Origin of the sequence: Skermanella pratensis, from assembly GCF_008843145.1 — a bacterium.
In the GTDB taxonomy this organism is placed as follows: Bacteria; Pseudomonadota; Alphaproteobacteria; order Azospirillales; family Azospirillaceae; genus Skermanella; species Skermanella pratensis.
Map to the genome: position 1 here is coordinate 5461373 of NZ_CP030265.1, position 19173 is coordinate 5480545.

At 71.0% G+C, this 19173-nt stretch carries 17 protein-coding genes; 5 read left to right on the top strand and 12 right to left on the bottom strand.

Annotation, left to right across the window (positions count from 1 at the left end; translation table 11 throughout):
- Positions 1–92 precede the first annotated feature (92 nt).
- Positions 93–404 (top strand): polyhydroxyalkanoic acid system family protein, encoded by a 312-nt coding sequence (locus DPR14_RS25095; RefSeq protein ID WP_158047578.1) that lies wholly within the window; start codon positions 93–95, stop codon positions 402–404.
- 6 nt (positions 405–410) lie between these two features.
- On the opposite strand, the gene DPR14_RS25100 is transcribed toward DPR14_RS25095, so the two are convergent.
- From DPR14_RS25100 to modA, 6 genes are all read right to left on the bottom strand, one after another.
- Positions 411–1106 (bottom strand): lipid-binding SYLF domain-containing protein, encoded by a 696-nt coding sequence (locus DPR14_RS25100; protein ID WP_158047579.1) that lies wholly within the window; start codon positions 1104–1106, stop codon positions 411–413.
- A gap of 51 nt (positions 1107–1157) precedes the next feature.
- On the bottom strand, positions 1158–1634 hold the full coding sequence (locus DPR14_RS25105; protein WP_158047580.1) for a winged helix-turn-helix domain-containing protein: 477 nt from the start codon (positions 1632–1634) through the stop codon (positions 1158–1160).
- A gap of 98 nt (positions 1635–1732) precedes the next feature.
- The gene (modC, locus tag DPR14_RS25110; RefSeq protein ID WP_158047581.1) at positions 1733–2842 is read right to left on the bottom strand and encodes a molybdenum ABC transporter ATP-binding protein; all 1110 of its coding nucleotides are present in this window, start codon (positions 2840–2842) and stop codon (positions 1733–1735) included.
- A gap of 163 nt (positions 2843–3005) precedes the next feature.
- The gene (gene ltrA / locus DPR14_RS25115) at positions 3006–4406 is read right to left on the bottom strand and encodes a group II intron reverse transcriptase/maturase (RefSeq protein WP_343038684.1); all 1401 of its coding nucleotides are present in this window, start codon (positions 4404–4406) and stop codon (positions 3006–3008) included.
- A 528-nt stretch (positions 4407–4934) separates the two neighbouring features.
- Positions 4935–5624, bottom strand: coding sequence for a molybdate ABC transporter permease subunit (modB, locus tag DPR14_RS25125; protein ID WP_158047583.1), 690 nt, complete (start codon positions 5622–5624; stop codon positions 4935–4937).
- 14 nt (positions 5625–5638) lie between these two features.
- A complete protein-coding gene (gene modA, locus DPR14_RS25130) occupies positions 5639–6454 on the bottom strand; it encodes a molybdate ABC transporter substrate-binding protein (RefSeq protein ID WP_158047584.1) in 816 nt (271 codons plus the stop codon).
- A 109-nt stretch (positions 6455–6563) separates the two neighbouring features.
- On the opposite strand from modA, the gene DPR14_RS25135 reads away from it, so the two are divergent.
- The 3 genes from DPR14_RS25135 to DPR14_RS25145 are packed head-to-tail and all read left to right on the top strand — an operon-like array spanning position 6564 to position 10159.
- Positions 6564–7778 (top strand): molybdopterin molybdotransferase MoeA, encoded by a 1215-nt coding sequence (locus DPR14_RS25135; protein WP_192499156.1) that lies wholly within the window; start codon positions 6564–6566, stop codon positions 7776–7778.
- Positions 7779–7786: 8 nt separating this feature from the next.
- Complete coding sequence (locus DPR14_RS25140; RefSeq protein ID WP_158047586.1) at positions 7787–8116, top strand: YnfA family protein; 330 nt, start codon at positions 7787–7789, stop codon at positions 8114–8116.
- A gap of 51 nt (positions 8117–8167) precedes the next feature.
- Entirely contained in the window at positions 8168–10159 is a 1992-nt protein-coding gene (locus DPR14_RS25145) for a molybdopterin biosynthesis protein (RefSeq protein WP_158047587.1), read from the top strand.
- Here DPR14_RS25145 and DPR14_RS25150 read toward each other — a convergent pair.
- From DPR14_RS25150 to DPR14_RS25170, 5 genes are all read right to left on the bottom strand, one after another.
- Entirely contained in the window at positions 10134–10703 is a 570-nt protein-coding gene (locus DPR14_RS25150) for a pyridoxamine 5'-phosphate oxidase family protein (RefSeq protein WP_158047588.1), read from the bottom strand. The two genes, DPR14_RS25145 and DPR14_RS25150, sit on opposite strands and share 26 nt — an antisense overlap.
- A 32-nt stretch (positions 10704–10735) precedes the next feature.
- A complete protein-coding gene (locus DPR14_RS25155; RefSeq protein ID WP_158047589.1) occupies positions 10736–11890 on the bottom strand; it encodes a Fic family protein in 1155 nt (384 codons plus the stop codon).
- Between the two features lie 130 nt (positions 11891–12020).
- Entirely contained in the window at positions 12021–12857 is an 837-nt protein-coding gene (locus tag DPR14_RS25160; RefSeq protein WP_158047590.1) for an SWIM zinc finger family protein, read from the bottom strand.
- A 15-nt stretch (positions 12858–12872) separates the two neighbouring features.
- Positions 12873–16001 (bottom strand): DEAD/DEAH box helicase, encoded by a 3129-nt coding sequence (locus DPR14_RS25165; protein WP_158047591.1) that lies wholly within the window; start codon positions 15999–16001, stop codon positions 12873–12875.
- Positions 16002–16027: 26 nt separating this feature from the next.
- Entirely contained in the window at positions 16028–16405 is a 378-nt protein-coding gene (locus DPR14_RS25170; protein ID WP_158047592.1) for a hypothetical protein, read from the bottom strand.
- 216 nt (positions 16406–16621) lie between these two features.
- On the opposite strand from DPR14_RS25170, the gene DPR14_RS25175 reads away from it, so the two are divergent.
- Entirely contained in the window at positions 16622–16855 is a 234-nt protein-coding gene (locus tag DPR14_RS25175; RefSeq protein ID WP_158047593.1) for a hypothetical protein, read from the top strand.
- 30 nt (positions 16856–16885) lie between these two features.
- Here DPR14_RS25175 and selD read toward each other — a convergent pair whose 3' ends face one another.
- Complete coding sequence (gene selD, locus DPR14_RS25180) at positions 16886–19150, bottom strand: selenide, water dikinase SelD (RefSeq protein WP_158047594.1); 2265 nt, start codon at positions 19148–19150, stop codon at positions 16886–16888.
- Between the last annotated feature and the right edge of the window lie 23 nt (positions 19151–19173).

Here is a 19173-nt window from a genome sequence, read left to right on the forward strand (position 1 = left end):
CGAAACATTCCCGGGGACGGTCCTGTTTCCATCGCCTCTGTAAATCGGCGGACGGGGTTCGTACCTATGGTTAAACCTAAGAGGAACCAGAAATGCCAAAGCCCGTGGTCGTGACGATCCCCCACCAGCTCGGACGCGAGGAGGCCAAGCGGCGCCTTCAGGGCGGCATGGGGCAGGTGCGTTCCCAGCTCGCCGGCGTGGGCGCCTCGGTGGAGGACCACTGGTCGGAGAGCCAGATGCGCTTCGAGGTCGCCGTCCTGGCCCAGACCATCGGCGGCCGGATCGACGTGCAGGACGATCTGGTCCGGCTCGAAGTCGACCTGCCCTGGGTGCTCGCCATGCTGGCGGAGAAGATCACCGGCCGGATCGCCAAGCAGGGGACCCTGATGCTCACGAAGGGCTGAGCGGCCTCAGGCCCCGCGGGCCGCCAAGTCGCGCAGCGGGTCGGCCTGCGGGTTGGAGACGGTGCGGCTGACCAGGATGTCCACCGGGCGCACGGCGCGTCCGTAAAAGGCGGCGTTCCAGGCGTCGCGCGTCGTGATCACCGAGCCGTCCAGGGTGACCCCGCCATAGAGCCCCCTGGAGCGCGAGAAGGACAGGATGTCCGACGTCGCGACCCGGGCGCCGGCCCCGACCGGTCCGGCCGCCACGCCGACGTCGGCGCCCAGCTTGAGGCTGTTGCCGAGCATCGCGTCGCGGCCGCGCACGCTGCGGATCATCAGGATCACCTCGGCGACCTCGGCCCCGGCCTGGAGCCCCACGCTGCCCGCCGCCACCGTGTAGAAGGCGGGATAGCTCCAGCTGCCGCCGGCGCTGTCGCGCGTGATCAGCACCCCGTTGCCGCCGGCGCCCCCGAAGATGAAGCCCGCACGCAGGAAGGTCGGCACGATCAGCAGGCCCTGGGCCGTCGGCAGGTTGTCGCGGAACCAGGCCATGTTGGGATCGCGCGTGAAGTTGGACAGGGTCGTCGTCGCCGCGGCGACGAGATCGGCGGGAGCCTCCTCGGTCCGCGGCGCCGCCGACGAGCAGCCCGCGACGACCAGGGAGACCGCGGCCCCCTGGGTTCCCAGCACCAGAAAACGGCGGCGTGACAGAGTGGCATGCATGCTGGCTTCTCCCCCACTTGGATGGACGATGACGACGTTATGCCGGGACCGTCAGTTCGGACGCCCCGCCGGCTGCTTCGACAGGCTGCGCTGCATCGCCTTGCGGCCGTCGCAATCGCGCTCCTGCTCACCCCTTTCCGATCCGTCCTCGGGAACCGGGCACTCCCGGGGCGGCGCCACCGCGTCGCCGCCGGCCACGACCTCGTCCTGAAGGGCTTTCAGGTGGCGGGCCAGCGCCTCGTGCGCCTCCGCCTCCATCTCGCGGTAATGGCGGATGACGCTGTCACCGAACGCGGTCAGGCCGGCACCGCCGCCCTTGCGGCCACCGACCATGGCGTTCACCACCGGCTGGCGGAAGGTCTGGTTGAGGTCGTCCACCAGCAGCCAGGCGCGCCGGTAGGACATGTCCAGTTCGCGCGCGGCGCTGGAGATCGACCCGCAGCGCCGGATCGCTTCCAGCAGCGCCACCTTGCCGGGACCCAGCGAACCTTCCGGCTCGAAATCGATGCGCAGCCTCAGCTTCGCCATGACGGTTGATTCCTCAACTCTGTTCTTGGTCCTTCCACCCCGACGGCACTGTACCCCGACGGCACTGTACCCCGACGGCACTGTACCCCGACGGCACTCTACAAGGCGACGCCTCGTCCCGCCGGACCGGGAAAAACCCGGTCGAAGGCGACGCTCTTGACCAGCGCGAAGACCGGCGTTCCGACCCCCAGGCCCAGCCGCTCGATCGAATGGCGGGTGACCCGCGCCAGCAGGAACGATCCGCCGATGTCGATCCTGACGTCCCGCGACGGTCCGGCCGCCTCGTCCAGTTCGACGATACGCCCTTCCAGCATATTGTGCACGCTGATCCGCGAGGGCGGCTCCAGCGCCAGGATCACGTCGCGCGCCTGGATGCGCACCCGGAGCGGCTGGCCGGCGGCGAGATCGAGCAAGGGCACCGTCAGGGTCCCGCCGGGAAACCGCAGCTCGGTCAGCCCGGTGGCCGGGTCGTGGCCGGCGACGGTGGTGTCCAGCACGGCCCCGGTCTCCAGCCCGCCGATCACGGCGCCCACGTCCAGCCGCACCGACAGTTCCGCCACCGTGCCCGCCGCCCGTACCCGTCCGTCGGCCACCAGGACCAGGGTGGTGGCGAGCCGCACCACCTCGTCCACCGAATGGCTGACGAACACGATCGGGATGTTCAGCTCGTCCCGCAGGCGCTCGATATAGGGCAGGATCTCCGCCTTGCGCTCCGCGTCGAGGGAGGCCAGCGGCTCGTCCATCAGCAGGATGCGCGGCTGGGCCAGCAGAGCGCGGCCGACCGCGACCCGCTGCTTCTCGCCGCCCGACAGGCTGTAGGGCCGGCGCTTCAGCAGCCCGCCGATGCCCAGCAGGTCCACCACCGGCTCCAGCGCGATGCGCCGCTCCTCCTGCGGCACCCGGCGCATGCCGTAGAGCAGGTTGTCCTGCACCGACATGTGGGGGAACAGGCGCGAGTCCTGGAACACGTACCCGGTCCGCCGCCGCTCGGCCGGCACGTCGATCCGCCGCGCGCTGTCGAACAGCACGGTGCCGTCCAGCAGGATATGCCCGGCGTCCGGCTTCGCCAAGCCGGCGATGGCGTTGATGACGGAGCTCTTGCCCGACCCGCTCCGTCCGAACAGGGCGGTGACGCCCCGGCTCGGCGCCTGGAACCTGATGTCCAGGTCGAAGGCCCCTTGCCGCCGCCGGATCGCCACGTCGAGCATGCTTCTGTGTTCCCCGGAGAGTTGAGTAATGGTTGAGTGCTTTGTTGGGCCGCAGATGGATGCAGATAAACTCAGATAAGAATAGAAATAATAAGTATATTCGATATAGTTAAAATGATTATTACCATTGATGATAGAACTATTATATTTTTCTTATCTGAGTTTAATCGCGGTAGGGACGCCCGTTACCGGGCGCCCCCGCACAGAACCGGACGTGCCCGATTAAGGCATCCGGCTCCCACCTTGGGTGTTTGACGCGGAAGCGGTTTCCGGGCCAGGGATGAATGATGCGCGGCCGTGGCAGCCAGTGATCGGCAAGGCGCGTGAGTTTGTCCCACGGTGTCTTGTCCTTCTGGCTGCGCCGACGCAGCGCCCTCATCCACAGGACGCCGACATGGTAGCGCAGGTTGGCAAGGGCCCGGTAGTTGGTCGGGACGGCGAAGTAGGCGTAGAAGCCGCTCATCACCTGTCCCAGCCACCGGCCTTGCTCCGGGATGCCCTGGTGCCAGCGCCGCCGGAGTTCCTCCTTGATTTCCTTGAGCTTGGCCTGCTTGCGCTGGCGCCGGGTCTGGCGTCGCAGCAGGAAGCCGCCACGCCGGGACCGCCCACAGATGTGGGTGAAGCCCAGGAAGTCGAAGGTCTCCGGTTTTCCCGCGCCGCGCTTGGCCCGGTCGGCCTGTGCCTGCCGGCCGAACTCGATCAGGCGGGTCTTGTCGGCGTTCAGTTCCAGGGCGAACCGCGCCAGGCGCTCCCGCAAGTCCGCGAGGAACCGCTCGGCGTCCGACCGGTGCTCGAACCCGACGACGGTGTCGTCGGCGTAGCGCACCACGACCATGGTCCCGGTCGCGTGGCGCTGGCGCCACTGCCGGACCCACAGGTCGTAGACGTAGTGGAGATAGACGTTGGCCAGCAGTGGCGATGCCACCGCCCCTTGCGGGCTGCCGGCCGTCGCCGGCTGCCGTTTCCCCGTCTCGTCCACCACGCCGACCGTCAGCCACTTGCGGATCAGCCGCAGGACGCGGGCATCGCCGATCCGGTGTTCCAGGAACCGCATCATCCAGGTGTGGTCGATGCTGTCGAAGAACGCCCGGATATCGGCATCCAGGATCCAGTTCACCCGGCACTCGCCGATCGCCACCGCCAACGCGTCGAGCGCGTCGTGCTGCCCCCGTCCCGGCCGGAAGCCGTAGGAGAAGCCGAGGAAGTCTTCCTCGTAGATGGCGTTCAGCACCTCCACCAGCGCCCGCTGGACGATCTTGTCCTCCAGCGCCGCGATCCCGAGCGGCCGCATCCGGCCGTCCGGCTTGGGGATGACATGCCGGCGTGACGGGTGCGCCCGGTAGCGGCCGGAATGCACGCGGTCCTTCAGGTCCGCCAGCCGTTCCTCCAGCCCCTCCGCGTACTCCCGCCACGTCATTCCGTCCACACCCGGTGCCGCGTCCCGCTTCAATGCCCGATAGGCAAAGCGCAGCAGGTCGGTATCCACGTGCGTCAGAAGGGTGGTGAACCGCTCCTCCTTTCGCTCCCGTGCCGCTTGACGTATGCGCTCCAGCCCCGAGAGCACGGGGGCCCGGTCCTGAGCCCGGCCCGTGTGCGGCGGAGACGCATTCCCCTCGGCCCCACCCCTTCCCTCCACCGGCTCCGCGTCCGCGTTCGCCGGCTTCACAGGTACTATGGATGGGTCTGACCTCTTCGGCGCGTGCGTCACCGGCTACGGCTCCTCGCCTTCCCGGTGCGGACCAGACGGCCATCGGCCCCTGGTCACGCCGAAGATCTCCCGGTTCCCGCGCAAGGAGCGTCCGCACATGCCAGGGTCTCTGACCACGCCGGACCGCCGGGGTGCTCGCATGACGCGCCCCGCCGTATCGCCTTCCAGGCACAGAACCCTGTCGGCATCCGGGATCGAGATTCTTACGCGGCTCAATGGCTGGCCTATGCGCTCCCCTGTCAACGCTTCGCCGGCGGCCTCGCGACCGCCGCCGCATGACTCGGGGCCGGTGTGGGTCGCTACTCCTTCACCGTACAGGACTTTCACCCGCTACTCCTTGCCGGTCTCCCGGCGCTCTCTGCGTCCATCTGTGGCCAAAAACCCTTAGAACCGCCCCATCATCCGGCGCACCCGGCGGCCCAGGTACTCGGACAGGATCAGGGCGCCCAGCGACAGGCCGAAGGACAGGGCTACCAGCCGCGCCGCTTCCGCGTCGCCGTCCGGCGTCTGCGTGGCGGTGTAGATCGCCAGCGGCAGGGTCCGCGTCTCCCCCGGGATGTTCGACACGAAGGTGATCGTCGCCCCGAACTCTCCCAGGCTCGCGGCGAACGCCAGCACCGCGCCGGACAGGACGCCCGGCAGCATCAGCGGCAAGGTGATGGTCAGGAACCGGTCGAGCGGGCCGGCCCCCAGGGTCCGGGCCGCCGCCTCCAGCCCGGTGTCGATGGCCTCGATCGCCTGCCGGATCGCGCGCACCATCAGCGGGAAGGCCATGACGCCCGCCGCGACCGAGGCGCCGGCGGAGGTGAAGATCAGGCGGATGCCGAAAGTCTCCAGCAGCCACGACCCGATCGGGCCGCGGGTTCCCAGCGTTATCAGCAGCAGGTATCCGATCACCACCGGCGGCAGCACCAGCGGCATGTGGATGATGCCGTCGAACAGCGACTTTCCCCAGAAATCGGCCCGGGCCAGGATGAAGGCGGCCAGGATCGCGAACGGCAGCACGGCCAGCGTGCTCCAGGTCGCGACCCACAGGCTGAGGCTGAGCGCCTCGATCTCCAGGGGGGTCAGCATCGGCCGGGCTTCCGTCAGCCCTGCGTGGCGGGGGCCGGGGTGAAGCCGTATTTCCGGAACACGTCGAAGGCGTCCGGCGACTTCAGGAAGGCCAGGAACGCGGCGGCATCCGGCGCCTTGCCCGCCGTGGTCAGGGCGGCCGGGTAGATGATGGCGGGATAGCTGTCGGCCGGGAAGATGCCCACGATCTCCACGCCCTTGTCCACCTTGGCGTCGGTCTCGTACACGATGCCGAACAGCGCCTCGCCGCGCGACACGAAGGCCAGGGCCGAGCGGACGCTTTCGGCCCGCACCAGCCTCGGCTCGACCTTGTCCCACACGCCCAGATGCGTCAGCGCCGCCTTGGCGTATCTGCCGACCGGCACGCTGTTCGGCTCGCCCGTCGCCAGCCGGCTTTCGCCCAGCCGCTGGAGGATCGGGAAATCGCCCTTCCCGATGGTAATCGGGCTGGCGACCGCCTTGGGGGCGATCAGCACCAGCCGGTTGCCCAGCAGGCTCGCGCGGCTCTCCGGCTTGATCAGGTCGCGCCTGGCCAGATAATCCATCCAGTCCAGGTCAGCGGAGATGAAGATGTCGGCCGGGGCCTGCTGCTCGATCTGCTTGGCGAGCGCCGAGCTGGCGGCGAAGGACAGGCCGACCTTGTTGCCCGTCTTCCGCTCGTAGAGTTTCGCCACTTCCTCCAGGCTGTCCTTCATACTGGCCGCGGCCATGACAAGGGTGTTCCGGGCATGGGCCGCCGGAGCCGTCACGGCGCCGAAAGCGGCCAGGGCGACGGCCAGGGTGGCCGCGAGGAGGCTGCGCCGCTTCGGAAAGGCTGCCGAAATCTTCATGTCCGATGCCCTTTCAGGAGAGTTGTATCCGTCGATATACGACGAAAAAATCGCGACTTGCAAATTCCTTTCCCGTGCCGCGCCGGTGCCGCCGCTGTACGATAAGGCCATGATGCCGCCTGAAACCATTCCCGATCCGACATCCCGCCCGCGCGTGCGGGGATTCGCCGCGCGTGCCGGCCTGGAGCAGGCCTGGGCCTGGATCGACGCCCGATCCCCCGCGCGCGGGATCGAGACGGTCGCCCCCTGGGAGGCGGTCGGTCGCCATGCCGGATCGGATGTGGCCGCCGGATCGGACCTGCCGCCGGCCGACCGGGTCGCGGCGGACGGCTTCGCGGTCCGCGCCGCCGACACGGTCGGCGCTTCCGATTACAACCCGATTCCGCTGGGACTCTCGGGGCCGCTGCTGCCGGTGTCGGCCGGCGACGCCGTGCCGCCCGGCACCGACGCGATGGCCGCGGCCGAGCATACCCGTTCCGATTTCGGAATGATCGAGCTGGTGGCCTCCGTCGCCGAGGGCGAGGGGATAGAACGGCGCGGTGACGATGTCGGGGCCGGAACGATCGTCCTGGCGGCAGGCCGCCGGGTCCGCCCGTCCGATGCCGCGCTGCTGGCGGCCCTGGGTATCGACACGGTCGCGGTGGTGCGCCGCCCCGTGGTCCGGATCGTGCCGGTCGGCCGTGACGTTGGGGACGGCAACGATCTCGACTCGCCGATGCTGGCGGCGCTGGTCGAGCGGGACGGCGGCATCGCCGATCGCCGGCCCGCCGACCGCCGGCCCACCGTGCCCGACGGGTTGGCCGCCCTGCGCGGGGTGCTGGCCGAGCCGGGCGCCGACCTGATCCTGCTGGCGGGCGGCAGCGGCCTCGGCGAGACCGACCGGTCCGCCGAGGCGCTGGCCTCCGCCGGTTCGCTGGACATCCACGGCATCGCCCTGCGGCCTGCGGACAGCCTGGCGCTGGGGATGGCCGGCGGCACGCCGGTCGTGGTCCTGCCCGGCAGCCCGGCCCGCTGCTTCGCGGGCTACGAGGCGGTGGCCGGGCGGGCGGTGCGGCGCATGGCCGGCGGAAATGCCGGCTTCCCGTTTCCGCAGGCGACCCTGGTCACGGCGCGCAAGATCGTCTCGCCCGGCGGCTGGAGCGATTTCTGCCGCGTCCGCCTGACGGGGGAGGGCGGGGTCGAGCCGATCGGGTCCGGCGGCCTCGCCAGCCTGTCGTCGGTCGCCCGCGCCGATGGCTTCGTGCTGGTGCCCGCCGACCGCGAAGGATACCCGGCCGGCAGCGCCGTCGCCGTCCACCTGTTCGATCCCGGCGCCGGGACCTGACCGGCACCATGGCGGCGACGTTCCTGCTCTACGCCGGCGCGGCGGTGGCCGAGATCGCGGGCTGCTTCTCCTTCTGGGCCTGGGCCCGGCTCGGCAAGACCGCCCTCTGGCTGCTGCCGGGCATGGCCAGCCTCGCCGCCTTCGCCTGGATCCTGACCCGGATCGACGCCGATTTCGCCGGCCGTGCCTATGCGGCCTATGGTGGGGTATATATCGCGGCGTCGCTGGGCTGGCTGTGGGCGGTGGAGGGCGCGCGCCCCGACCGCTGGGACCTGGCCGGCACGGCCTTGTGCCTGGCCGGGGCCGCGGTCATCCTGTTCGGCCCCCGGAATGCTTGACCGGAACGTTCGAGGCGACATGCGTGAAGTTGGTTTTCCCCGAGGTGAGTGATGTCTGAGTCAGACCTGCGGCAGAAGCTGCGCGCCGCGGCCCGGCAGGAACAGTTCCTGGAGGTGGTCGGCCGCGACGAGGCCACGGCCCGGTTCCACCGGCACCTGACCCTGGCCCCCGTCGGGTCCGAGACGGTCACCCTCTCCGGCGCGCTGAACCGGGTGCTGGCCCGCGACGTGGTGGCGGGAGTCGACGTGCCGGGCTTTGATCGCTCCGGCGTCGACGGTTTCGCCCTGCGCTCGGCCGACACGGTCGGCGCGTCGGAGGAACGGCCCCGCGTCCTGACCCTCAATGCCGAGGTGCTGACTCCCGGACGGGCGCCCGCCGTGACGGTCGAGCCCGGCACCGCGACCCTGATCGCCACCGGCGGCATGGTGCCGCGCGGCGCCGACGCGGTCGTGATGGTCGAGCATACCGACGTGATCGACGAGGGCACGGCCGATGGGGCGGATGCCGCCGTGCGGGTCGAGTTCCACCGCGCCGCGGCGCCCGGCCAGTTCATCGCCCATGCCGCCAGCGACATCGCGCGCGGCGAGACGGTGCTGCGCGCCGGCCAGCTCCTGACCTCGCGCGAGCTCGGCGTGCTCGCCGCCATCGGCCGCGCCGAGGTCGAGGTCTGCCGCCGCCCGCGCGTCGCCGTCCTGTCCACCGGCGACGAGATCGTGACGCCGGGCGATCCGATCGCACCCGGAAAGGTCTATGATTCCAATGGTGCCATCGTCGCCGCCGCGGTCACCGAACTGGGCGGCGAGGCGGTCCCGATGGGCATCCGCCCGGACAACGAGGAGGCGCTGCGCGAAGCGGTGGACCAGGGTCTTTCCGGCTGCGACATGATGATCCTGTCCGGCGGCACCTCCAAGGGCGCCGGCGACCTGTGCTACCGGGTGATCAGCCGCTTCACCGATCCCGGCATCGTCGTCCACGGGGTCGCCCTCAAGCCCGGCAAGCCGCTGTGCCTCGCGGTGACCGGCGGCAAGCCGCTGGTCGTCCTGCCCGGTTTCCCGACCTCCGCGATCTTCACCTTCCACGAGTTCGTGGCCCCCGTGATCCGGGCGCTGGCCGGGCTTCCGCCGGAGCGCGGCGAGACCATCCAGGCCACCCTGCCGATCCGCCTGACCTCGGAACGCGGCCGGACCGAGTTCTCGATGGTTTCGCTGGTCCGCACCGACGCTGGGCTGGCGGCCTATCCGCTCGCCAAGGGCTCCGGCGCGGTCACCGCCTTCAGCCACGCCGACGGCTTCGTCGCGATCCCCCAGCACGAGGAGGCTGTGGAAGCCGGCACCGATGTCTCCGTCCGGCTGATCGGGCGGGGCGTCGAGCCGGCCGATCTCGTGGTGATCGGCAGCCACTGCGTCGGGCTCGACCATCTGCTGGGCCTGCTCCAGCGGCGCGGCGTGACCGTCAAGGTGCTGAACGTGGGCAGCATGGGCGGGCTGACCGCGGCCCGGCGCGGCGAGTGCGATCTGGCCCCCGTCCACCTGATGGACCCGGCGACCGGCCGCTACAACGAACCGTTCCTGACCGAGGGGCTGACGCTGGTCCCCGGATACCGGCGCCTCCAGGGCGTCCTGTTCCGCCCCTTCGATACCCGTTTCGAGGGCCGCGACGCCGCGGAGGCCATGGCGCAGGCGTCGGCCGACCCCGGCTGCCTGATGATCAACCGCAACCCCGGCAGCGGCACCCGGATCCTGGCCGACCGCGTCCTCGCCGGCGCCCGCCCGGCCGGCTACCAGGCCCAAGCCAAGTCCCACAACGCGGTCGCCGCCGCGGTGGCGCAGGGCCGGGCCGACTGGGGCGTCGCGATCGAAACGGTGGCGGCCGATTACGGGCTGGGCTTCCTGCCGCTCCAGCCCGAGCATTACGACTTCGTCGTCCCCGCCGGCCGCCTGGACCGCCCGGCCGTCCAGTCCTTCATCGGCCTGCTGGCCGACCCGGAGACACGGCGCTGGCTGGAGGAGAAGGGCTTCAGCCCGGCACCGGCTCCCCGCTGAACAGGCCGGTCGGCAGGCCGTCCATGCTGCGGGCGTTCTTCTCCCGGCGGTAGGCCTCCAGGCCCTCCTCGCCCTTGGCCGCCGCCCAGCGGTCCAGGTTGCGCCGGTCGTCGCGGTAGTCGAACAGCGGGACGCCGTACCCGCAGGAGGTCTGGACCAGATCGACGTCCAGCGCGACGATCTGCCGGGCGCCGGCCGGCTCCTCCCCGCCGAACGGGTCGGACAGGAGCCCGGCGTAGTCCCGGCCGCCCCGATGCAGCACCCGCCCCCTGCCGTACAGGCGGAGGATCATGGGCGCGCCCTCGAACGCGCAGAACATGATCGTCAGCCGCCCGTCGGCCAGCAGGTGGGCCGCCGTCTCGTTGCCGCTGCCGGTCTGGTCGATATACGCGACCGCGTTCTCCCCGAGCACCCGGAAGGCGTCGGCCGGCTTCGGCGACAGGTTGACCCGCGTCCCCTCGGCGGCCGACGCCGTGAAGAAGATGTGCTGCCGCGCGATGAAGTCCCGGTGCGCGCCGGTGATGCGGGGGAACTGCTTTGCCATGCTGCCGTCGTGCTCCCGGAGTTTCGGTCACCTTACCGTACCGTGTTTCGGGCGCTGTCGAACAGGGCGATCACTTCGGGAGCCGCGAACAGCCTTTCCCGTCCCGCGGCATTGGCCGGCTCGATCAATCCAAGAGCCGCCAAGCGCCCGATCGCCGTGTTCATGCTGGCGAAAGTGCCGGCGCCGATACCTGCCAGAGCATCCCTCACGGTGAATGCCGGCCGGGTCAGCACCCAGGGAACGAGCCGGTGGACCAGGCTGTGCGATCGGAGTCCAGCCGTGGCGGCCTGCCATCGCCCGAGGATCTCCCCCAGCCTTTCGAGCCGCATGAGGTTCCGTTCGGCGGTCTGCGCCGCGAACGACAGCAGAAGCCTTGTCCAGTGCGCCAGATCTCCGGTCAGCCGGCCCCGTTTCAGCCCGTCGACATAGAGGTCCTTGTTCGAATGGACGGCCTCCCCCAGGAAGCAGCAGGCATTGTCGGTGGCTGATTTCCGCTTCAGCACCAGCGGGACCAAAAGGCGCCCCACCCGTCCATTGCCGTCGTCCACGGGATGAATATGCTCGAACATCCAATGCGACAGCGCTTGCCTGACCAGTTCAGGTCCGCCGGTATCCAGCGTGAACCTCTCCCAGTCGTCCAAAGCCGCGTCGACCGAGCCGGGCCGCGTGTAGAAGAACATGCCGTTCGGGCTGTCGTAGTCCGCCGTGCAGTTGGCGTAGCGTTTCCAGTGGCCGGCCGTGGCCGAGACGTGCGGGTCGGGAACCCGCTCGAACAGGCGACGGTGGATTTCCAGGATGGCGGCCTTCGGGGCGAATGCCTTGCCCTGCAAGGCTTCGAAGGCATCGGCGCAGGCGGCCACTTGGCCGGCGTCCTGCGGATCGGGCGCGCGGTTCAGGGAAGTCTCGTATTCCAGCAGATCGGTGAAGGTCGTCGTCGCCCCCTCCGCGCCTGAGGAATGGACCGCATCGAGCCGGGCGAACAGCCGGCCGATCGTTCCCGGCACCGGTCGTCCCGAGATCCGGAACCCGCTCAGCGCACGGTCGAACGCGCCGACCGCCGCCGTCGCGTGCTCGACGGCCGGCCAGACATCGTCCAGCGACGGCAAGGGTGGAACAGGCGGCCTGTAGCAGGAGAGCAGCCGGCCCCCTCCGCCTTCGTCCGCCTCGTGGAAGCCGAAACCCATCATGAAACATGTCCATATTATAGTTTTCCATCAAAAACTATAATGACATGCGGCACGGCGGTGGTTTCGGCGCGTGAGACTGGTCCAGGAAGATTGGAACCGGCGGAAGGTGCTGCCCGACAGACCCCCGCCTTCAGGATCCTTCGGCCAGCTTCCGGCCCCGGGCGGCGGCCCGGCCCGCGGCGGCATCCACCCCTTCCAGGAAATCCGCCTCCCCGCGCCAGAACGGCAGGGGACCCAGCGTCGCCGCCAGCACCGTCGGCGCGCCGGGCAGCGACGCCGCGCCGAAAAGGTCGCCGGGGACCGGGCGGCCCTGCCAGAACGCGGCCGCATCTGCGCGCAACGGTGCGGGCGGCACCGGCGGCGGTTCCGGCACCGCCGTCTCGACCGGTCCGCCGAGCAGGGCCACGAAATCGTCGCGCGAGCGTCCGCGCAGGCGGAACAGCAGGAAGGGATCGGTGTCGAAGGTCTCCGCCAGCAGATAGTAGACGGCCGCCACGTGCTTGCACGGGTTCGACCAGTCGGGGCAGGCACACCGGGTTTCGAGATCGCGGAGCCGCGACGGGAACAGCGGCACGCCGGCCGCCTTGAAGGTGTCCTCCAGGGTTTCCGGCATCTCGCCCGCGATCAGGCGGGCGGCGCTCCAGGTGTCCTCCGACACCGCTTCGGCGACCTTCCTCCACTGGGCGTCGGTCAGCGGCTTCATCCCGATTTCGACCTCGTAGGGCCACGGCCTCGATCCCTGGACCTTGGCGGCGACCACTCCCGGATCGACCGTGAGGTCGAGCACCTGGCCCTTGCGGGCATAGGTGCGGCCCCGGCCCAGCCGCCCGCCGATGTCGAAGGACTCCAGCACCTCGATCCAGCGCCGGCCCCACCAGCTCTCGGCGAAGCCGCCGCGCTTGCTGCGCGCCTTGATCCCGCCCTTGGCCTCGCGCGGGCGGGTCGGCCCCCATTCGTACCAGGACATGACGATGCCCCTCCGTTATTCCACCGCGTCGCGGCTCAGGCTCAGCAGGTCGCGAAGCTGCGACGTGTCCAGTTCGGTCAGCCAGTCCTCGCCGGAACCCACGATGGACTCCGCGACGCTCCTCTTGGACTCGATCATCTCGTCGATCTTGTCCTCCAGCGTGCCGGCGCACAGGAACTTGTGGACCTGCACCCGCCGGGTCTGGCCGATGCGGAAGGCCCGGTCGGTCGCCTGGTTCTCAACGGCCGGGTTCCACCAGCGATCGTAATGGAACACATGGTTCGCCGCGGTCAAGGTCAGGCCGGTCCCGCCCGCCTTCAGCGACAGCAGGAAGAGCGGCGGCCCCGAACCGTCGCCGGCCTGGAACCGCTCGACCATGCGGTCGCGCTTCGCCTTGGGCACGCCGCCGTGCAGGAACAGCACCTCCCGGCCGAAGCGGTCCTGAAGGTGGCGCCGGATCATCTCGCCCATTTCGGTGAACTGGGTGAAGACCAGCGCCTTCTCCCCCACCGCCAGCACCTCCTCCAGCATTTCGGTCAGCCGGGCCAGCTTGCCGGAGCGGCCGTCGATGGCCGTGTTGTCGCCCAGGAACTGGGCCGGGTGGTTGCACACCTGCTTCAGCTTCGCCAAGGTCGCCAGCACCAGCCCCTTGCGGCGGATGCCCTCGGCCTTCTCCATCTCCGCCAGGGAGTCCTCGACCACGGCGGCGTAGAGCGACGCCTGCTCCCGGGTCAGGGTGCAGAACACCTTCATCTCCAGCTTGTCCGGCAGGTCGTCGATGATGGACCGGTCGGTCTTCACCCGGCGCAGCACGAAGGGGGCGGTCAGGGACTTCAGCCGCGCCATGGCGCCCTCGTCGCGCCGGGTCTGGATCGGGGTGAAGAAGTTCCGCTTGAAGGCGGCCTGGGTGCCGAGGAAACCGGGGTTCAGGAACTCCATCAGCGACCACAGGTCGCCCACGTTGTTCTCCACCGGCGTGCCGGTCAGCGCCACCTTGTACCCGGCCGGCATCGCGCGGGCGGCCTTGGCCTGGCGGGTCTCGGCGTTCTTGATGTTCTGGGCCTCGTCCAGGATCACCCCCGTCCAGGGGACCGACTTCAACGCCTCCGCGTCGCGCTGGAGGAGGGCGTAGCTGGTCACCACGATGTCGTGCTTCAGGCATTGGCGGCGCAGCGCGGCGGCGGTCTTCTCCCGCGTGGCGCCATGATGGATCATCAGCTTCAGGCCGGGCGTGAAGCGCGCCGCCTCCCGCTGCCAGTTGCCCACGACCGAGGTCGGGCAGACCAGCAGAACGGTCGGCTTCTTCCCGGCCGTCTCCCGGTCGTGCTGGAGCAGGGCCAGCGTCTGGATCGTCTTGCCCAGGCCCATGTCGTCGGCAAGGCAGGCGCCCAGCCCCCAACGGCGCAGGAAAGCCAGCCAGGAATAGCCCCGCCCCTGGTAGGGCCGCAGGGCAGCCCGCAACCCCCCGGGCGCAGGCAGGTCCGAGACCGGCTCCCGTCCGGTCAGGCGGGCCAGCAGGTCGCCGATCCAGCCTTCCGCGGCGATCCCCTCCACGTCGGCGTCGTCGCCGCCGCCCAGCGCCAGCCGGACCAGGTCGCGGACGCTGGCCTGTTCGCCCCGCCGCTTCAGGCGCGCCGCGGCCTGCCGGATCTCGTCGGCATCCAGCAGCACCCACTGGCCGCGCACCCGGACCAGAGGCGCCTTGAGCCGGGCCAGCGCCGTCAGGTCCTTGGCCGACAGGGTCTGGTCGCCCAGCGCCACCTCCCAGTCGAACTTGACCAGATCGTCCAGGGACAGCCCGCTGCCGCCCTGCATCTTCGACGCGCGCACCCTGGCGCGGGCACCGATCCGGGTCTTCGTGCCCCGCGCGGTCCACCAGGCCGGCAGAAGCACGCCGAAACCCGCCTGCTCCAGTCCCGCCGCGAAGCGGGTCAGGAAATCCACCGCTCCCGCGGCGTCGGTCTCGAACCCCTGCGGGATGCCGCGCTTCAGGCTGGCCTCGATCGGCGGGCACAGCCGCCCGGCCTGCGCAAAGCTCAGCAGCAGGAACTCCCGCAGGTCGGCCTTGCCGCCGGTCAGCCGCGCCAGCTCGCTCCCGCCGCCCTTCCACAGGTCGGACGCGGGCACCAGCAGGCTGGGGTCGTCATGGGGCTGCAGCAGATAGCGCACCGTCCAAGGGCCGGCGGGGCTGACCACGGCGGGCGGGCCGCCTTCGTCGTCGGGTGCCTCCTCGACGGAGACCGGCGGTTCCTCCAGCCGGAAGCACAGCCGGACCGGGCTGCCCGCCGCCAGGGCCACCGGCCGGCGCCACTGGGCGAGCCGCGCCTCGAACGCGCGGACCGCCGCCTCGTCCGCCCTGACCCGGGCATCGGCACCCGTGAGCGCCGCCAGCCAGCGGTCGTCCAGGGTCTCCCCCGCCGGTTTCGGCAAACCGTCGGGTTCCGCGCGGACCAGGGAATCCACCACCGTCGCGACGAATTCCGACAGCACCGCCGCCGGTCCCGTGTCGGGCGGCACGGCGACCGGAAGCCCGCCGGAATCCCCGGCCGGCCCGATGGCACGGGCCGCATCGGGCATGCACCGGGCCAGCCCGGCCAGCGCCCGGGAGTCGCGGCCCAGGAACACGGGGCGCCAGCGGGCGAACACGGCGTCGCCGGCGCGGACCAGGTCGGGAAGCACGGCGCCGCGCGCCGCGACGGCTCCGGCGAAGCGCAGGGCCATGGCCCAGTAGGCCAGGTCGGGACCGGCGAACAGGCCGGGGCCGTAGGTCCCGTCCGCCGGGCAGTCGGCCAGCAGCCGGACGATATCGCCGGGTTCCAGCGCCAGCGCCGCGGTGTCCCAGGGCGCCGGGGCGACGGGCGCCGTCCCGTCCGGCGGCTCCTCGACCACCGGGCTGGAGGCCAGCGGCCCGTCCGGTCCCGTGGGCAGCCAGAGCGTCACGCGTCCCACGCCGGCCGTGAGTTCCATGACCTCGGCCAGGTCGTCCAGCGCCTCCGCGCCGATGTCGAACGGGTTCGAGGGCGGCCGCGGCTGCTTCGGCCGTCGCCCGCGCGGGGCCGGCAGCGGTGCCGCGGCGGACCGCGCGGTCTCGCCCCAGAGCCAAAGCCGGCCGTCCCGGAATGCGGCATGAAGGAATACGCTCATGGCGCGACCATAGCCGTCATTCCCGGTCAGATCATCCTCTGGCCGAACAGGTCTTCCTCGATCAGCCCGATCTCCTCCGTCAGGTCGAAGTACCGGGCGGTCCAGGCCTCGTCGCCGCGCTTGCAGCCGTGCTCGTTGACCTCGCAGGTGTGGGCCGTGCAGATCGGGCGCAGATGCGGGGCGACGGTGCAGCCGCGCGGCCCCATGAAAGGCAGGGCGGGATGCCAGGTCGGTTCCAGCCTCTCGCCCCAGTATTCCAGCGCGAAGTCGCGCGTCAGGTCGCAATACATCGGCGCGCAGCAGGACAGCGGCTTGGCGCACCGGCTGCCGGCGCATTCGGGTTCGGTATGGGCGGCCAGTTCGGCATAGAGCGCGATCAGGCGCTGCCTCGGATCGTCGGGCATCTGCCAAGTCCTGGAAGCGGTCTCCGATGGTGCGTCGGCGGCGGGCCGGAATCAAGACCCTCCTGCCCGATCTATCGGGGCATCCGGCTGAATCCGGTCAACCCTTCTGTAAGGCAACCCAACCAATACCCATCTGTTAATAGATGTAACTGTCTAAATGCGGACCCGGCGCCCGCCGCCGCGACCGCTCGGCCCTCGTCGATGCAAGGAACCGCAATGAAGTCGCAGAAAAGTCAGGTTGGATCGATCAACGATCTCAACGCTCTGGTCGACGAGTATCTCGCCAAGGGCAACAAGATCACCCAGTGCCCGCCCGGTCCGTCGGAAGAAGTCGTCTACAAGAACCAATACCGCAAGCGCCCCAAGAAGCCCGACGCGGCCGCCGCCCCCGCCGAGGCGCCGGCCGACGCATCGCCGGACAAGACCGACGCGCCGGCCGCGTCGGAGTAACCGCCTCCGCTCCGGCACTCCCAGCGGGGCTCAGCCCCGCCGGGCCGTGTCGACGATCTCCGCCAAAACTCTCCCTTCGGCGGCTGACGGCGCCGGGATGCTCTCCAGGATGACGCAGGGTCCACGGGCGCCGAACGTTCCGGCAGCGGATTCGACGCTGCCGACCACTGCGGCGAGGTCATAGCCCAAACCCCGCAGCTTTGCGACGCACGCCTCCGCCCGGCCGGCCGGCACCCCGGCGAGCAGGCCGCCGGCGGTCTGCGGGTCGAACAGCAGGTCCGGCACGGGACCGTCGGCATGCGCCGCCGCCGCGGAGTTGCCGGCGTGAAGGGTGCTTCGGATGCCCGCCTCCAGCAGTTCCCGGGCACCCGCCAGCGCCGGGACGGCGGCGGGGTCGAGCCGGACGCAGGTTCCCGACGCCTGCATCATCTCGACCAGATGGCCGAACAGGCCGAACCCGGTCACGTCGGTGCAGCCGCCGGCGCCGTGCTCCGCCAGGCAGCGCGCGGCGGGTCCCGACGGCTGGTCCATCACCGCGAGCGCGCCCGCCACCCAGCGCGCCCGCGCCCTGCCCCGCATCGCGCCGGCGAGCAGCACCCCGGTGCCGAGCGGCTTGGTCAGGATCAGGCGGTCGCCCGGCCGGAGGCCCCCTTTGCGCAGCACGCGCTCCGGCTCGACCGAGCCGGTGACGGCGAAGCCCAGGGCGGGCTCCGATGCCTCCGCGCTGTGGCCGCCGGCCAGCAGGGCGCCCGCGTCCCGCAGGACGTCCAGCCCGCCCTTCAGCATCTGGAACAGGTCGTCCTCGACGATGTCCAGCCGCCCCGGCGGCACGCAGACGATGGCGAGCGCGGTCGAGGGTTCCGCCCCCATGGCGTGGATGTCGCCCAGCGCATGGTTGGCCGCGATCCGGCCGAACAGGTAGGGATCGCCGGTGAAGGCGCGGAGGAAATCGACGGTCTGGACGGTCAGCCGCCCCGGCGGCGGCGGCTCCAGCACGACGGCGTCGTCGGCGCCGGTTCCCAGTCCGAGCCCGAGCCCGAGCCGGCGCAGCGCGCCCTTCAGTGCCTCGGCCGGCACCTTGGCGCCGCAGCCGGCGCATCGCGGCTCGGCCTCCGGTCCCGGCATGGGCTTCGGCATCATCGCCGGGACGTCCTGGAACTTGGCCATGAACCGCCGGTCGATACGGTCCTTCAGCGCCCAGGCCCAGCGCCCCTCCGCCGAGACTCCCCCGCGCGAGGCGACGGCGTAGCGGTCCCCGGTGCTGATCAGCTTCAGGTAATTCCGCTGCGGCGTGAAGGGCACCGGCGGCTCGCCCGCCAGGGCGCGGCGCAGGTTGCCGGTCAGCGGCGGTCCCTGCCGGACCGCGAAGACCCCGGCCTTCTCGCGCGGGTGCTCCAGCACCGAGGCGACATCGCCCGCCGCGAACACCCGCGGGTCGGCGACCGAGCGGAGCGTCGCGTCGACCGCGACGAAGCCGCGCCCGTCGAGCGTCAGCCCCGTCTCGCGCAGCCAGGGCGCCGCCCCCGCCTGGACCGCCCACAGCGCCTCGTCGAACCCGATCCGCCGGCCGTCGGCGCAGACCACGGCGCCGGGCTCGACCCGGACCACCTCCGCGTCGGTGTGAACCGCGACCCCCCGTTCCGCCAGCAGCCGGTCGAAGCGGGCGCGGACCCGCGCGCTGTCGTTGGCCAGGAGCCGGCCCCGCGTCACCAGCACCACGCGGGGCCGGAGCGCCGCCTTTCCTTCCGCCGCCATCAGGCCCTTCAGGCGGTGGTCGATCGCCAGCGCCAGCTCCACGCCCGCCGCCCCGCCGCCGACCACGACCACGTCGAGCCGCCGGTCGGCCCCACGCACCCGCTCCACCAGCGCGGCCCAGCGGCCGGCCAGCCTGTCCACCGGCTTGACCGCCGTCGTGTGCTCGGCGGCGCCCGGAACGTCGTGGGCCCTGGGCGTGGACCCGATGTCGAGCGACAGCACGTCATAGCGCACCGGCGGCCGGCCGCTCAGCAGCACGGCGCGGTTCTCCCGGTCCAGGCCCGCCGCCTCGGCATGGATCAGCCGGGCGCCGGCGAACCCCGCCAGCTTCATCAGGTCGATATGGCAGGCGTCGTGGCCGTAGTGGCCGGCGATGAAGCCCGGCAGCATGCCGGAATAGGGCGTCTCCACGTCCCGGGTCACCAGCGTGACCCGCACCCCCGGCATCGGGCGCATGCCGAAGCTCCTGAGCACCTGGACGTGGGAATGGCCGCCGCCGACCAGCACCAGCTCGGCATGCACGGAGTCCGTGGGCATCATGTCTTTCGTGTCTTCAGCGTATC

Coding starts and splice junctions, on each gene's coding strand:
- DPR14_RS25095 (WP_158047578.1), top strand. CDS start 93: ATGCCAAAGCCCGTGGTCGTGACGATCCCCCACCAGCTCGGACGCGAG.
- DPR14_RS25100 (WP_158047579.1), bottom strand. CDS start 1,106: ATGCATGCCACTCTGTCACGCCGCCGTTTTCTGGTGCTGGGAACCCAG.
- DPR14_RS25105 (WP_158047580.1), bottom strand. CDS start 1,634: ATGGCGAAGCTGAGGCTGCGCATCGATTTCGAGCCGGAAGGTTCGCTG.
- modC (WP_158047581.1), bottom strand. CDS start 2,842: ATGCTCGACGTGGCGATCCGGCGGCGGCAAGGGGCCTTCGACCTGGAC.
- modB (WP_158047583.1), bottom strand. CDS start 5,624: ATGCTGACCCCCCTGGAGATCGAGGCGCTCAGCCTCAGCCTGTGGGTC.
- modA (WP_158047584.1), bottom strand. CDS start 6,454: ATGAAGATTTCGGCAGCCTTTCCGAAGCGGCGCAGCCTCCTCGCGGCC.
- DPR14_RS25135 (WP_192499156.1), top strand. CDS start 6,564: ATGATGCCGCCTGAAACCATTCCCGATCCGACATCCCGCCCGCGCGTG.
- DPR14_RS25140 (WP_158047586.1), top strand. CDS start 7,787: ATGGCGGCGACGTTCCTGCTCTACGCCGGCGCGGCGGTGGCCGAGATC.
- DPR14_RS25145 (WP_158047587.1), top strand. CDS start 8,168: ATGTCTGAGTCAGACCTGCGGCAGAAGCTGCGCGCCGCGGCCCGGCAG.
- DPR14_RS25150 (WP_158047588.1), bottom strand. CDS start 10,703: ATGGCAAAGCAGTTCCCCCGCATCACCGGCGCGCACCGGGACTTCATC.
- DPR14_RS25155 (WP_158047589.1), bottom strand. CDS start 11,890: ATGATGGGTTTCGGCTTCCACGAGGCGGACGAAGGCGGAGGGGGCCGG.
- DPR14_RS25160 (WP_158047590.1), bottom strand. CDS start 12,857: ATGTCCTGGTACGAATGGGGGCCGACCCGCCCGCGCGAGGCCAAGGGC.
- DPR14_RS25165 (WP_158047591.1), bottom strand. CDS start 16,001: ATGAGCGTATTCCTTCATGCCGCATTCCGGGACGGCCGGCTTTGGCTC.
- DPR14_RS25170 (WP_158047592.1), bottom strand. CDS start 16,405: ATGCCCGACGATCCGAGGCAGCGCCTGATCGCGCTCTATGCCGAACTG.
- DPR14_RS25175 (WP_158047593.1), top strand. CDS start 16,622: ATGAAGTCGCAGAAAAGTCAGGTTGGATCGATCAACGATCTCAACGCT.
- selD (WP_158047594.1), bottom strand. CDS start 19,150: ATGATGCCCACGGACTCCGTGCATGCCGAGCTGGTGCTGGTCGGCGGC.